Source organism: Pedobacter endophyticus (assembly GCF_015679185.1).
Taxonomy (GTDB): domain Bacteria; phylum Bacteroidota; class Bacteroidia; order Sphingobacteriales; family Sphingobacteriaceae; genus Pedobacter; species Pedobacter endophyticus.
The window spans coordinates 3,361,166-3,375,544 of sequence record NZ_CP064939.1 but is presented as its reverse complement, the minus strand read 5'-3'; the positions used below and the strand labels follow the sequence as shown (position 1 = coordinate 3,375,544).

Genomic DNA, 14,379 nt, shown 5'->3' with positions numbered 1-14,379 from the left:
AGAAAACGGTCTGATATTTATCTCCCTCTTTTATAAACAAGTGTTTCTTCAAAAGTTCTATTGCCATTTCCTTGCTTCCAAAAAACCGTAAATGTTTTTGTTGTAGGGTCGTATTTGCTTCTAACATCTTGGGGTGTTTGCACGCCCAAAGACGGACAAGTAACAGTCACTGCAAGCGTAGTAGGGTCTACCGTGTAGGTAACAACGTTACTGTAAGTGGCTAATAGTCCTGGAGAAAGACCTACTGTTGTAGACGACTGCGTAATCAGTTCGACTTCAACATTCTTATTTGGCTGTAAAGAGGTACTTGCAGATGTGGTATACTGATAAATACCGTCATAAGCGTTTTTTGCGCCTACATTTAAGAGTATAACGTTGAAGTTTCCACTAACAATACCAGAAGAGGCGGAAACGATCTTCAATGGCAACACGAGTGCCTTGGATAGATCGAATGTATTGGGTTTAAACTTAATATCAAAACTAGCTTTGGTTGTTCCTTTTTTAATAACGACTGAACTTGTGTTAAAGGTATAATTTGAAGTTGGCATCAGTTCGTAATGTTTATCTTGTTTCGTGTTATACTCCTCAATTACAGAACTGGGAGCTAAAGCTAAATTAACAGTAATATCTTCCGGTGCCTCCGTTTCAGGACCAGAATAACTGACAGTAACGGTTGTAGAAACTTCTGGGACTACCTCATAAGACAGCACATACAAGGGGTAAATACTGCCATTAATTGCAATTTGTCCTGGGTTAGCAAACTCGATTACATTATGCCCCTTTTTAGGATCTAAAACCAGGCTATCATCTTTAAGACAAGATGTTAGTGATGTAATAACTAAGAATAGCGCTAGTGATTTATATGTATATTTTTTCATAATTTCTATAAATTAATCTTTTGTGTCCCAAAATATTTTTGAGCCAAACAAGGTAACCGAAGGAACGTTGGCTGGGTTTAAATTGTATTCTGATTGTGGATAAAGAACACGGCCAGGCAGTTTATCAGGACGTGTGGAAACCGATTGCTTAGAGGCAAAGGTTAAAAGGGCATCTTGCGAGCCATTCACAATCCGTGGATAAGTTGTTCGTTTAAACTCGTTAAATGCCTCATCACAATGAATCATGTTCATCGCAATGTATTTTTGAGTTATAATCGCTTCTATTCTTCGCTGTAAAACATCTGTATTGTAATCGCCAATAGCCGGCATAGCGGTTAATTGATAGTTAACTAAATAACTACCAGGATTTGCAGTCTGGTAAGCCAAAACAGCAGAAGACACATTTTTACCCGGATCAACTGTATTATTTTGGTTTTGATACAAATAATCAAAAGACGCAGTAATACCAGCTTTAAAGGCTGCTTCAGCATCGCCGGTTAGATAACCTCTCACGTAGGCTTCAGCCTGTAAAAAATAACTCTCAGCGGCCAACATTAGCGATTGTCCCTGAGAAGGCCCTTTTGCTACACCTAAGCCAGGGCTAGTTGCATCGATCCCGGTAAACCAAGCAGAAAACCCTGCCGGCGGAACCTGAGAAGAAGATGTATTCTCCTCTCCCAATTGATTGACAGCTGTACTTGGGAAACCTCTATAGATTACATCTCCCCGACCGGGGTCTGACAACTTTGATCCTGTATAGAAAGTCATAATCCACCTAGTGGGAATCGACTGACTTTGCGATCTAACATTACTTGTATTAAAAGCAAGGCTATTATAGCTAGGGTTTTGTTGACTAACTCCATCCGAATTGTTTGCCTTAACATAGCCGGGATTAACCAAAGCGTTTGTACTCAAAAAGCCAATTGAAGTATTTAATCCGTTAAACCCTGTCGCAGCGTAGCTAGCCTGCTCAGGAACTCCCGCCATCTTAATTAACAAACGTAGTTTAATCGTATTTGCAAATTTCTTCCATAAATTCATGTCTCCTTTAAATAAAGGGTCTGTACTTGGAACAATATTACTTGTTGCCACGCTTGCTTGAGCCGCAGTTATCAATTCAATTGACGTTGTTAATTGAGAAATTAAATCTTTGTAAATATCCTCAGCCTTATCGTACTTTGGGGTCAACATGGTGCTGCCCTTTAAAGCTTCGAAATAGGGCACGTCATTATATTGATCGACAACTTTTGCAAAAACATAGGCTTTCATTATACGAGCAATCGCAGTTGAATAGGCTAGAGACGGATCGGCTGCGGTATTATCAATTACATACTGGTAGTCATTTGCGTTATCGTAGGACGCAGTGAAGCCAGTTACAAAACTTCCGGCAGTGTATGCATAAGTCAAAGTAGAGCCATAGCCGCCCACCCCATAAATGTTTGCTGAAAAACCACCAAGCGTATAATAAGATGCATTAAGAGCTTGCGAAACTGCTGCCGTGCCAACAATTGCCTGAGGCAAAACAAGTGCTGGGGTTGCAGTTGTCGCATCGTTTGTATTTTTATTTATATCCAGGTACTTTTTGCAGGAAGAAAAGCCAACTGCTATGGCACCCATCAATAAAAAGTTTAAAATCTTTTTCATATTAATATGTGTTAAAATGTTAATGATAGAGTCGCACCGTAAAATCTAGCTGGTGGCGTTTGGCCAAGGTTAACAACACCAATACCATTGCTATCAGCGCCGGCAGAGCTATATTCGGGATCGGTATAAATGTTTGTTTTCGGTGTCCAAATAAATAAATTTCTTCCCTGCAAGCTGATACGAGCAGCTTTTACATATTTCAAACTTCCCAAAACTGATTTAGGGATGTCGTACCCCAGTGATAGCTCTCTTAACTTCCAAAATGCCGCTGAATAAACATAGTTTGTGCCTACGGCAGTATTAGTTGGTCCATTCGTCCAAAAATCTACACCCCCAGTTCTAGTTGTAATGTTTGTATTCTCTACATAAGTATTCGTAACTGGATCTAGGTAAGAAGAGTTCGGAATAACAAAGCGCTCACGGTTAAAATAAGTTGTTCTGATACCTGCACCAGAAAAATCATAGCTACCAGAAGTTTGCCCCATTACAAAACCTCCCCTATATTCGAATAAAACAGCTAATCTGAATCCTTTAAACGATGCCGCCGCGTCAAGTCCGATGCGATGTTTAGGAGAGGTGTTTCCTAGAACAATAGTATTTGTAGAATTACTTGGAAAGCCTGTGGTTGGATCAACAATGATTCTTCCTTGGTCATCTCTTACATAATCTGTTCCCTTTATTGATGGAAAAGACTGCCCTTCGATTGCCCATATTCCCAAACCTGTACCAGTGGAGCCTGCCAGTGAAACCTGAGTTAATCCACTCCCTATTGATGCAACCTTATTTTCATTATACGTATAGTTAGCGCCGACAGAAACCTCTAATCCGGTCGTGGTATTGCTAACAGGGACAACGCGAAGCGTAGTTTCTATACCTTTATTTGTAACCTCACCCGTATTTGTTAAAAATGTATCGAACCCACTAGAACTAGCAATGTCAATTGGCACTGCCTGGTCAGTAGTACTGCTATTATAATAAGTAAAGCTACCGGTAATTCTAGCTTTATATAATGAAAAATCTATACCCCCTTCGTAAGCTAATGTAATTTCAGGTTTGATATTTGGAGCTACAATTCGGTCATTCAAGCCATAGCCCGCAATACCATTAAATGGGTAGCCAAAACTAGAACTAAAAGTCGGAAGCAGTGAATAGGCTCCAAAGTTAAGTGAATTTCCCAAGTTCACATTACCAACTTTAGACACACCACCTCTGATTTTCAACGACTCAATTACGTTAGACTGTTTTAAGAATGAAAAGGCATCAGAAGCGATAAACGAGATGTCTGCCGCTGGATAAAAGAATGATCTACTCTCAGGCGCTAAGATAGACCTCCAGTCATTTCTGCCTGTTATATGCAAATATAAATAATTTCTAAAGCCTAAACGAGCATCGCCATATAAGCCAATCTGTCTTGCCTTATAATCTGCTTCACTAGCACTAGCGTTTCCTAAGCCATTATTGATATTGAAAAACCCGCTTTGAGCTAAGCCACCTGTTGTACCCACGCTTACAACCTTAAAGGCGTTCTGTCTCAATACACCGCCAGCAATAACGTTTAAAGTAAAATCTTTTGACAGCTTTTTAATGTATTGGGCGATAAATTCAGGATTAATTTGGGTATTGAAGCCTGATGACTCGCCTACTGCTCCGACAACATTTGAAAAGTTCGGGGTTTCTTTCAATCGGTAATCAGAGTAAGTGAATTTATCAGTAGTATTTTTGGTTGCAAAGCTTCGATTTGATAGACCAACTCTTACTAACAAAGATAGCTCCTTAATCGGAAACCATTTCAATTGTACATTTCCAGTCAAATAGTCATTACGCGATAAACTACGGTTATTTCCCAGCGCGAAATAAGGATTCTGGTAGTATTCATTATAATATCCATCCGGCGTTGAAAATGGATCGTTTTTGTAGTCTTTATATCTTGTTAGCGGAATTTGACCTGGTGATTGTAACACGTTATCGAACACAGTACCAATTGCAGAAGATCTATCGTAGCGATTTTGAATATAGTTAGCGTTAAAGCTAAAAGTAATGTTGCTTGTCAGGTTACGTTCACCGTTAATACGCATCGTAAATCTGTTGTACTTGTCTCCAGGAACCGTGCTTTTTTGATCGAAGTACTGACCAGAGAAGTAATACGTCCCTTTATCATCACCTGAAGACATATTAAAATCTGTTTGGTTAGAAACGCCTGTTTCCCAAAAGGCATTTTTATTTTCATCTGAATTAAATGAATAAGGAACTGATTGAATTGAACCATCAGCCAACGGCTTGCCAATTGGACGGACAACGCCATCGAAGCTGGGCCATACTGTTGATTTTCGTAAGGAGTATATGTAGGAATGTCATCGTTACCTGTTCCGGAACCAAAACGTTCTTGTAGCTGAGGCAAAAAACTAACCTGCTCTATGTTGGTGGTATGGCTTACATTGATAGTTGAAGCGCCCCTTTTACCTTTTTTGGTTTGAATAATCAAAGCACCGTTGGAAGCGTCAGATCCATAAAGCGCAGCAGCACCGGCTCCATTTAAAACCTCAATGCTTTCAATATCCTCGGGATTTAAATTTCCCAAGATATCACTTGGCACAATGACATTATCAACCACAACCAGCGCCTGGTTATTACCCAGCAAAGAGCGGTTACCCCTAAGCACCAGACGAACGCTCGGGTTAACACCACTACTCACGGCATTTACCTGTAAGCCTGCGACTTTACCTGTTAAGGCGCTTGCCACATTAAATGCTTTTCCTTGTGTAAGTTCTTCTGCCTTAACAGTTGTCGATTGATTACCCTGTTGACGGCGCTGAATACTGATACCGCCCGCAGTTACAACAACCTCGTTTAAAGAAGTCACATCAGATACCAAAGCGACGTTTAAGACGCTGCTCCCTGAAAGAACCATTTCTTTTGCCCTGTAACCTAGATAACTAAACACGAATGTTTTAGCCGTGGAAGGAACAGTGAAAGAATATTGTCCGTCTGCATTGGTTTGTGCGCCTAGATTAGGGATCTCCTTGACCCTAACAGTAGCGCCCGGTATCGGCAGCCCATCTTCCTGAGATGTTACCGTACCAGTAATTGTTCTCTCTTGTGCCAGTGCAGAACTTGCAACAAACATAAGTATGAACAAACTTTGTAGAAGTTTTTTCATAATTGAAAATAAGTTAGTTAATGAATTAATAATTACTGTTGTAACCAATATGGATTCACTAACTCCTAATCTCAATTAGAAATTAACTACTATAACAATTCGGGAGAATCTGGTCAAAGATACAAATTTTGTTTTGAAGGCAATAAGTATAAATACGTATTTTACAAGTATTTAGTAATTACAAAACAGAATATTGCCAAAAAGCGTCTTTCCGCTTTCCCAAAAATTTCTAAACAAAGGATCGTTGGCGAGGTAAACTACCTGGCCTTTGCCAAGGTCCTGCACACCGATTAATAAGCCCGTTTTTAGTTCTTCTCTTACCTTTTTGCCCACAACGCCAGCCATCAAGCTCTTATCGTTTACCTGACCCACGTTCCAGCCCTCAACAAAAGGCACATAAATTTTCCGGTCGGTTTTTAAGCTATAATACCACTTTCCCAAACCGTAAGAGAAGGGGTGAGAAGCATCGAGATTGATCCTGTAAATGGCTCCGGGGATGGCGTAATCATAATCGTCCTTATCTTTATCCTTAAAAAGCAACTTGCTCGGTGTAGGCTTTGCATTCTTGTTTACAACAACTTCCTTTTTCTTAATATCAAAGCCTTTTTTATCAAGAACGCTTTCAATGGCGTCTTCCATCAATATTAATCGCCCTCCTTTTTTCAGCCAGGCCACCAACCCGTCGCCAATAAAGCTACCGTAACTGCCGTCAGGTAATATCAATGTGTTTATTTTTCCAATATCGAGACTATTGATATCCTTAGCATTGATTATGCCTGGCGATAGATTCAAATCGTGCTCCAGATAGAACCAAACTTCGCCAAAAGCCAAAGATGACACTTCACTGCCGGAAACAACTGCGATTTTCGGTTCATTAAGAATCGGGTAAACGTTTGATCCAAAATCTTTCCCTTTATCAACAAGCCCACTTGCAATAGCCTGAACGGGTTTTTTGAACCTAGTGGCAATGGCAACAACCTTATCTTTAATAGCTTGGTTCGATTTTTCATTTTCAACCCGTAAAACAATCAGGGTTCCGGCCGGGTAATCCTTACCAGAAACAGTAAACGGCTGATCGGCTTGTCGAACCCGCACATTTTCCTTTTGCAAGGCAATTAATACCTGAACATCTTCGGCAGCGCCCCACGAAAAGAGCCAGGCCAATGGCTTATCCATATCCATGGCCGAAGACTGATCTTCGGCTAGCGACGAAAACCTTCCTTTGAAACTTTCCTTGCTGGCATAAGCTTTTAATCCATAAACATAAGGCAGGGCCCAGGCCGTAATATCGTAGGTGTTTGAATCGGTTACGAGCGTTTTTGGTTCTAATAAAACGTTTGCCAAAACGGCCCTGGTTTGTTGTACATTAACGATCAAATCGTTACGATTAACGGTAAAACTTTCTTCTTTTTGTGTATCGTAGTCGTAGCCTTTACCCGATTTGTCGGCGCCATAACTGAACTCGATTTTATTTTTTGTTAACAATTCTGCCAACTTTTTCTGCCGCGACAAGTTAGTGGGTTTGATTACAAATGTTTTATAAATACCCGGAGCGGTAGCCAATTCCTGCCGAAAATACTTGACATACTCCGCCAAAAGCTTATCGTGATTTAATGACGACACCTCAACGGTCGACATCCCTGTGGTGAAATGGTGGGCAATCCTATCCTTTAAAGTCAAAGTATCACCTTCATTATTAATTACGATCAAGCCAGCCCTTATTCCACCTTGCTCGTAAGTCATTCCAATTGATCCATTATACAGCGGGTAAGTATCTCCGTAAGAAGGGTAGAGCAGATCGAATCGTTCTTTGGTAAAGTAGCCCCAGCCCTGGGCATCAAAATACTTCGCATTGTTTTTACCCACCACAACCTGAAAATTGCGCTGCCAAGGCGTAATATCCTGATGTACAGGCTCTGCGGCGGGCGCAAAATAGTATGGTTCATTGTAGCCTTGTTCGTGAAAATCGACGTGTATTTGCGGCATCCATTCGTTATATAAAGCCAATCGTTGCTGGCTCTCTATTTGTGTTTGCCAGGCCCAATCGCGGTTCAGATCGAAATAATAATGGTTAGCCCTGCCGCCCGGCCAGGGTTCGATATGTTCTCTCGACATTGGATCGGGGTTAGGCGTTTTGCCAACAACACTATTAAAATAGTTCACATACCGATCTCTACCATCGGGATTGAGGCATGGGTCGATCACCACAACCGTATTTTGCAGCCATTGGTTGGCTTCAGCATTTTTACCCGAGGCCAATGTATAAAGCATTTTCATGGATGTTTCAGTAGAATTTGCCTCATTGCCATGAACATTGTAGCTTAACCAAACAATTGCGGGTTGAAGGGCCAAATCGACCGAATTTGTTGTTCCTGAAGCTAATTTTGTATTATTTGCCTTGATTTGATCTAGCCTTGCAATATTTTCTGCCGTTGAGATAAAAGCAGCAAGAAGCGGCCTGCCCTCGTTCGTTTTGCCATATTCTACCAGTTTTATATTGCTCGAAGATGCAGCCGCAGCCTGCCGAAAATAATCGACCACACGGTGGTGCGGTGTAAAGTGATTGCCAAGTTCGTAACCCAAAAACTCATCGGGCGATTTGATTTGTGCTTGAACGGCTAGAAACGAAATGAGTAAAAACAGACTGAGCGTAAGGCTTTTCTTCATAAAATGGATAAATTTTAACTAATGTAGTAATTTTGCTTTTTGTTATTGCTAAACGTTAATTTTACAGCATATTTTTTACTATTAAAGCATGACCTCGACCGAAACCCTATACAGCCATTACCTTGAGCACCCGCAAGTATCTACCGACACCAGGAACATCACTAAGGATTGCATTTTCTTTGCGTTGAAGGGCGATAATTTTAATGCGAATGAGTTTGCTGAGCAGGCTTTGGATAATGGTGCGGCCTTTGCTGTTGTTGATGAGGAACAATATGCCAAGAATGAGCGCTGCTTACTGGTTGATGACGTGCTGACGGCCTTACAGAATCTTGCCCGCCACCACCGTAAACAGTTAAACATCCCGGTTATCGGGTTAACGGGCAGTAACGGCAAAACAACAAGCAAGGAATTGATCAATGCGGTTTTGGCCGAGCGTTATAAAACGTTTGCTACTTCTGGCAATCTGAACAATCACATTGGCGTGCCGCTTTCCATTTTATCCATTGGCAGCGATGTGCAAATTGCGGTAATTGAAATGGGTGCCAATCATCAAAAAGAAATTGAGCTGCTTTGTACCATCGCCCAGCCTACGCATGGCATTATTACCAATGTGGGTATGGCGCATTTAGATGGCTTTGGCGGGTTTGAAGGCGTAAAAAAGGGCAAGGCCGAGCTGTACGCTTATTTGAAAGAAAACCATGGTTACACCTTTATCAACAGAAACAACCCTTACCTGTTGGAAATGAGCAACACTGCAGGGCTTAATAAACTGATTTATTACGGTACGGAGCATGGAAATACAATAAAGGGAAACTTAAAAAGCAGCGATCCTTTTATTGAGGTAGAGTGGACCAATCATGAAGTTGCAACAACAGTAAAAACCAACTTAACCGGAAGTTACAATTTCGAAAATATACTGGCGGCAATCTGCATTGGCGATTTCTTCGACATGGAGCCCGACCAAATTAACGCTGGCCTGGCAGGCTATCAGCCCAAAAACAATCGCTCGCAGTTAACCAAAACCGAGCGCAACACGGTAATCTGCGATTTTTACAATGCCAACCCGAGTAGCATGGAAGCCGCCCTAAATAACCTTTCGGCACTTTCTTCGCCCCAAAAAGTTGCCATTTTGGGCGATATGTTCGAGCTTGGCCCCGAATCGGCAAAGCAGCACGAGTTAATTGCACAGCAAGCTACACAAAGCGGATTAAATGAGGTTATCTTAATTGGAAAACATTTTTACGGGTTTAAAGACGTACTTGATGCGACTTTCTTCGAAACACCGGGCGAAGCGGCCAACTACCTTCAACAAAACGTAATGAATAACAACCTCATTTTATTGAAGGGTTCGCGAGGCATGAAACTGGAAAACTTGCTGCAATATTTGTAACGAAATCAACTTCGGTGGCTATTCTTGGCAAGTATTGCTGTAATCGTTTTAAAAAAACAATCGTGCACCAAGGGCTTACTTAACACCGCTGTAAAGTCTGCTTGCTCAAATTCGGTCGTATTTTGATCAATATCGATGGCGGTTAAAGCTATAATCGGGTCTGTTATGTTTTCTTCCCTGATCTTTTTAATAGTTTCAAACCCATTAAGGCCCGGCATCATGATGTCCATCAATATGAGGTCGTAGTTTTTTTTCCTTAATAGTTCAAGGGCGTCAAATCCACTTTCGATTGTATCACAAACGAAACCATTTGATTCTAAAAGCTTTTTGGTAAGAATCAGGTTAATTCTGTTGTCATCCACCAGAAGTATTTCTCCTTTTGATTTTTGAGTCACCGTTTTATCCGATTTTCCCATTTCAAAAGCTTTATCAAACCAGATAGAAAAAGAAAACACCGTATTCCCTTTTTGGCTTTCTACCGTGATCTCGCTATCTTGTAACAAGAGGAAATGTTTTACAATGTAAAGCCCAATGCCGCTGCCTCCAAATTTTTCCTTTATTTCATCTGATCCATGACTGAATTTATCAAAAATCCGTTCCAAAATCGCTGCATCAATACCAATCCCTGTATCGGTAACCTTAAACGATATTTTCGCCTTAGTAGCGGTTTCAACCTCGAGGTTTACCTGCAATGAAACAAGGCCGTTAGCGGTAAACTTATTGGCATTATTTAATAAATTGAGCAGTATTTGCGATAGCTTCACCGAATCGACAAGCAGCGGATCGGGGATGTTAGCATCAATAAAATACTTGAATTTGTTTGTGGAGGTTTTGAGAAAGAAATTTGCCGTTTGGGCTACGGAGCCCATAAAAGATTGAAAATTTACAGCCTCTGGTTTAAGAATAAGAACTTGCTTTTCTATGAACTTAGCGTCTACAATATTTTTCAACAAGCGATATAAATGGTTGCTCGAAAACTCCAACAGCTCAATATTTTCATCGAAGCTTTTCTTATCGGTTTCTGTCTTTAAATTTTGCGAGATAATTGAAATGCCATTAATGGGCGTAAAAAGTTCGTGCGTCATTAAGTTCAGAAACTCTGTTTTGGCCTTTAAAGCGTCGCCGAGCTCCGTTGTCATGGCCGCCAGATCCTTATTTTTTAATTCAAGCTCTTGGTTAATGGCGTTTACCTCTCTCGAGTTTCTCTTCAGGAAGATTGATATGATAATAAATAGAATGAGTAAAAGAGAAATGAAAATGATGAAAATCTGCTCATTCCTGTTTTCAAGTTGTTGCTTAATTTTGAGGTGTTCTAGTTCTTTATTTTTAATTTTCAGCTCGCTTTCAACACTTAATGCATCATTCAGTTTCATCAGATCCATTTTTCGCACACTATCAATAGATGCAAACACCTGATCATTTATTTCTGCCAGCTTTTTATATTGCTTTGTTTTGTAATAAAACTTTGATGTATTTTTTTGTAACAAATACGTAAATGTGAAATGATTTGCTTGTTTTAATTTACCAGCAATTGAGTCAATCAAATTCAGCATTTCTTTAGCCTTTGTAAACTCATTAAGTTCAGTGTAGGCTTCAAATAAAAATAAGTAGAGATATTTTTTCATCTCTGATTTTGTATGCGTTTCGTCGATAGCTTCAAGCGCCAATAACGAATGCATAATGGCATTTTTGGAATCATTCTCCCGATTATAGCATATCGCCAGGTTGTAGTTTATGTCGATTTGGTCTTCAGCCTGTCCATATTTTTTATAAAGCTCAAATGCTTTCAGTAAATTTGCTTTATTTTCGTCCGGTGGGTATGCATCTACCACAAAGAGCGTTTGGTAGGTATCGGCCTTCTCCAATGGATCTTCACAATAGGGCAGCAACTTTTCGATTTTGGCTATATAAGGTTTTCCGTTATAATAATCTTTATTATAGTAATAGAAGAGTACTTTCAGCTTGTAAACCCGCAAAAGATCGACTGCATTTTTGGTTTTAAGTGCCAAACGTTCTGCTTTGTAAATGGTTTTAAGATCTATTTTTCCATTGTAGATCTGATGATTTACTTTATCGACCATTTTTTTGATACTATCGGATATAGCATTAGCCTGACCTGAGGCGGTAGAGTTGGAGGAGGCGACCCAGAGAATGAGAAAGGAACATAAAATTATTAGGTTTAAATATTTCACAACTTATAGCTCTAAAGCTAAAGGTAACAAATATTCGCTCATTTGAAAGCGATTTTTCGAATAAAGTCTATTCAACGCTATTAATTAACGGGCTTAAATTCGAATTAACTGCGGTTGCGTTGGCCGGTAAGCGTGGCTCTAATGGTTTTAAAAAAGCGATCAGGTATCAGCGGTTTGGTTAATACCGCTGCAAATTTTGCTTGCTCAAAATCAGCCTTATTTTGGTCAATATCTATCGCCGTTAAGGCTATTACCGGCTCCTTTATATTTTCTTCCCGCATTTTTTTAGTGGTTTCAAAGCCATTCAGCCCCGGCATCATGATGTCCATTAAAATCAGGTCGTAATTTTTTTTCCGTAATATTTCAAGTGCATCCAGCCCGCTTTCGGTGGTATCGCAGCTAAAACCATTTGATTCTAGAAGCCTTTTTGTGAGCACAAGATTCATCTGATTATCGTCGACTAAAAGGATGTTGCCTGTTGCCTTTTCGCGGAGTTCCACACGCGGCGCATCGCTCGCACCAACTTTGTCGAACCAAATTGAGAACGAAAATGTAGTTTTTTGCCCTTTGCGGCTATGAACAGCTATTTTGCTGTTGTGCAGCCTAAGAAAATGCTTTACAATGTACAGTCCAATGCCGCTGCCTCCATATTTTCGCCTGATGGATTCTGATTCGTGGCTAAACTTATCGAAAATATAACTTATCGATTTTGCCTTGATACCAATTCCCGTATCAATCACCTTAAATAAAACCTCGGCACGCGTTTCGGTGTCCGTTTTCAAATCTACACTCAGGAAGATTTGGCCTTTTGAAGTAAATTTGTTGGCATTGTTAAGCAAATTAATCAGGATTTGCGAAAGCTTAACCGAATCGACGAGCAGTGGAACAGGTATATTTTCATCAACCTGGTGCTCAAATTTGTTGGTCGAAGTTTTGAGGAAAATCTGAGCCGTTTTTGAAACAAGCCGGATAAAGGATTTCAGATTTGTTTTTTCTACATTCAGCTTTGAGTCTTTTTTCTCTATCGATTTGGCATCAACAATGTTCTTTAGCAGCCGATATAGATAGTTGCTCGAAAATTCGAGCAGTTTGAGATTTTGATTAAAACCACTTTTGCCCATTTCGGCCCTTAAATTATGCGAAATTAAGGCGATACCATTGATGGGGGTAAAAAGCTCGTGTGTCATTACATTTAAAAACTGGGTTTTTGCTTTCAGGGCTTCCTCCAGCTTTGCAGCCATGCTTTCCAAATCGGCATTCTTTTTTTCAAGCGCTTCATTGAAGGCCGTTATCTTTTTCGAATTTCGCTTAAGGTAGATCGAAATTGCAATGGATAAGATGAGTAAAAAACAAATAAAGGCGATTAAAATCTGGCCCGCCCTTATTTTCGATTCATTTAGTTCGGCCTCAAGCGTAACCCGCTTTAGCTCCGCCTTTTTCATTTCCAGCTCATTTTCAATCCTTAGTACGTCATTTAGTTTGCTGAGATCCAATTTCCGAACGCTATCGATGGAGGCGAAAACTGCGGCATTCATTTTTGCCATCTCGTTCAATTGCTTCGTTTTGGCGTAAAAGTTTGATGCGTTTTTAAAGAACAGGTATCTGTAGAGCACGTTTCTGTTTTCTGCGCTAAGTTTCCGAAAAGTAGCTTTGGCTTTGTTCAGCATTTCCCTGGCGTTTTCAAAATCGCCCAATTCCGTATAAGATTCCAGTAAGAACAAATCCAGAAATTTTTTGGTGCCCGGTTTTTTATGCGTTAGGCTGATCACTTTGGCCGCTAACAAGGCATGTTTAATGGCTGCGCTCCAATTTTTATCACGCTTGTACTGCACTGCCAAATTATAGTTTACATCTATTTGGTCTTTCAGTGTGCCATGTTCTTCGTAAAGCTTAAGGGCCATCAACAGGTTTTTCATACTTTCATCTCGTGGAAATGGCTCCAACACAAAAAGCAGTTCGTAAGTATGTGCTTGCTCAATCAAATCATTACAATAAGGCAGCAAGCGCTTAATTTTAATGATATAAGGTTTGCTGGCTTTGAAGTTTTTATTGTAATGATAGAAGAGTGCTTTGGCTTTGTAAATACGCAAAAAATCGATGGCGTTTTTACTTTTAAGCGCCATGGTTTCTGCTTCCTTAATTTTTTTTAAGAATGTTTTCGGTTCGTTAATCTGGTCGTTCGCCTGGTGAACAATGCTTTTGATTTTTGCAGACAAAGTGTCTTGTGCCAGCGTTGCACAGCTTAGGAAAACAAGTGATAGTAAGAGTAGAGCGTTTTTAAATTGGAGTCGAAAGTTCCTCATAAGGGAATACAGTTATTCCTAAAGGTAGTAAATGTTAGGCGATTTCGAGTACAAACCATGTAGTTCTGCGCCGATGGGGCGGGTGACTGATCAAATAAGATGCTACATGAATAACGGCGGTGGTTTTTGCGCTGTATGTACATGAGGC

7 protein-coding genes are annotated in these 14,379 nt (G+C 40.2%); 1 reads left to right on the top strand and 6 read right to left on the bottom strand.

The window, feature by feature from the left end; genetic code table 11:
- Positions 1 to 17: 17 nt before the first annotated feature.
- The 4 genes from IZT61_RS13665 to IZT61_RS13650 all read right to left on the bottom strand — a co-directional run bounded on the left by IZT61_RS13665 (position 18) and on the right by IZT61_RS13650 (position 8,346).
- Complete coding sequence (locus IZT61_RS13665) at positions 18 to 878, bottom strand: DUF1735 domain-containing protein (protein WP_196097453.1); 861 nt, start codon at positions 876 to 878, stop codon at positions 18 to 20.
- A 12-nt stretch (positions 879 to 890) separates the two neighbouring features.
- Positions 891 to 2,522 (bottom strand): SusD/RagB family nutrient-binding outer membrane lipoprotein, encoded by a 1,632-nt coding sequence (locus IZT61_RS13660; protein WP_196097452.1) that lies wholly within the window; start codon positions 2,520 to 2,522, stop codon positions 891 to 893.
- Positions 2,523 to 4,569: 2,047 nt separating this feature from the next.
- Positions 4,570 to 5,679 (bottom strand): carboxypeptidase-like regulatory domain-containing protein, encoded by a 1,110-nt coding sequence (locus IZT61_RS22305; protein ID WP_230383690.1) that lies wholly within the window; start codon positions 5,677 to 5,679, stop codon positions 4,570 to 4,572.
- Positions 5,680 to 5,850: 171 nt separating this feature from the next.
- Positions 5,851 to 8,346, bottom strand: coding sequence for a M14 family metallopeptidase (locus tag IZT61_RS13650; RefSeq protein ID WP_196097451.1), 2,496 nt, complete (start codon positions 8,344 to 8,346; stop codon positions 5,851 to 5,853).
- Positions 8,347 to 8,434: 88 nt separating this feature from the next.
- Between IZT61_RS13650 and IZT61_RS13645 the strand changes: the two genes are divergently transcribed.
- The gene (locus tag IZT61_RS13645; protein ID WP_196097450.1) at positions 8,435 to 9,736 is read left to right on the top strand and encodes a UDP-N-acetylmuramoyl-tripeptide--D-alanyl-D-alanine ligase; all 1,302 of its coding nucleotides are present in this window, start codon (positions 8,435 to 8,437) and stop codon (positions 9,734 to 9,736) included.
- A gap of 5 nt (positions 9,737 to 9,741) precedes the next feature.
- On the opposite strand, the gene IZT61_RS13640 is transcribed toward IZT61_RS13645, so the two are convergent.
- Both IZT61_RS13640 and IZT61_RS13635 read right to left on the bottom strand, forming a co-directional pair.
- The gene (locus IZT61_RS13640) at positions 9,742 to 11,817 is read right to left on the bottom strand and encodes a response regulator (protein ID WP_196097449.1); all 2,076 of its coding nucleotides are present in this window, start codon (positions 11,815 to 11,817) and stop codon (positions 9,742 to 9,744) included.
- Between the two features lie 215 nt (positions 11,818 to 12,032).
- Positions 12,033 to 14,144 carry a response regulator gene (locus IZT61_RS13635; RefSeq protein WP_196097448.1) on the bottom strand — a complete coding sequence of 704 codons (2,112 nt, stop codon included), beginning with the start codon at positions 14,142 to 14,144 and terminating at the stop codon, positions 12,033 to 12,035.
- Positions 14,145 to 14,379 lie beyond the last annotated feature (235 nt).

Bases quoted from the DNA above. Each gene is read 5' to 3' on its own strand.
- IZT61_RS13665 (WP_196097453.1), bottom strand. From the start codon at position 878: ATGAAAAAATATACATATAAATCACTAGCGCTATTCTTAGTTATTACA.
- IZT61_RS13660 (WP_196097452.1), bottom strand. From the start codon at position 2,522: ATGAAAAAGATTTTAAACTTTTTATTGATGGGTGCCATAGCAGTTGGC.
- IZT61_RS22305 (WP_230383690.1), bottom strand. From the start codon at position 5,679: ATGAAAAAACTTCTACAAAGTTTGTTCATACTTATGTTTGTTGCAAGT.
- IZT61_RS13650 (WP_196097451.1), bottom strand. From the start codon at position 8,346: ATGAAGAAAAGCCTTACGCTCAGTCTGTTTTTACTCATTTCGTTTCTA.
- IZT61_RS13645 (WP_196097450.1), top strand. From the start codon at position 8,435: ATGACCTCGACCGAAACCCTATACAGCCATTACCTTGAGCACCCGCAA.
- IZT61_RS13640 (WP_196097449.1), bottom strand. From the start codon at position 11,817: ATGGTCGATAAAGTAAATCATCAGATCTACAATGGAAAAATAGATCTT.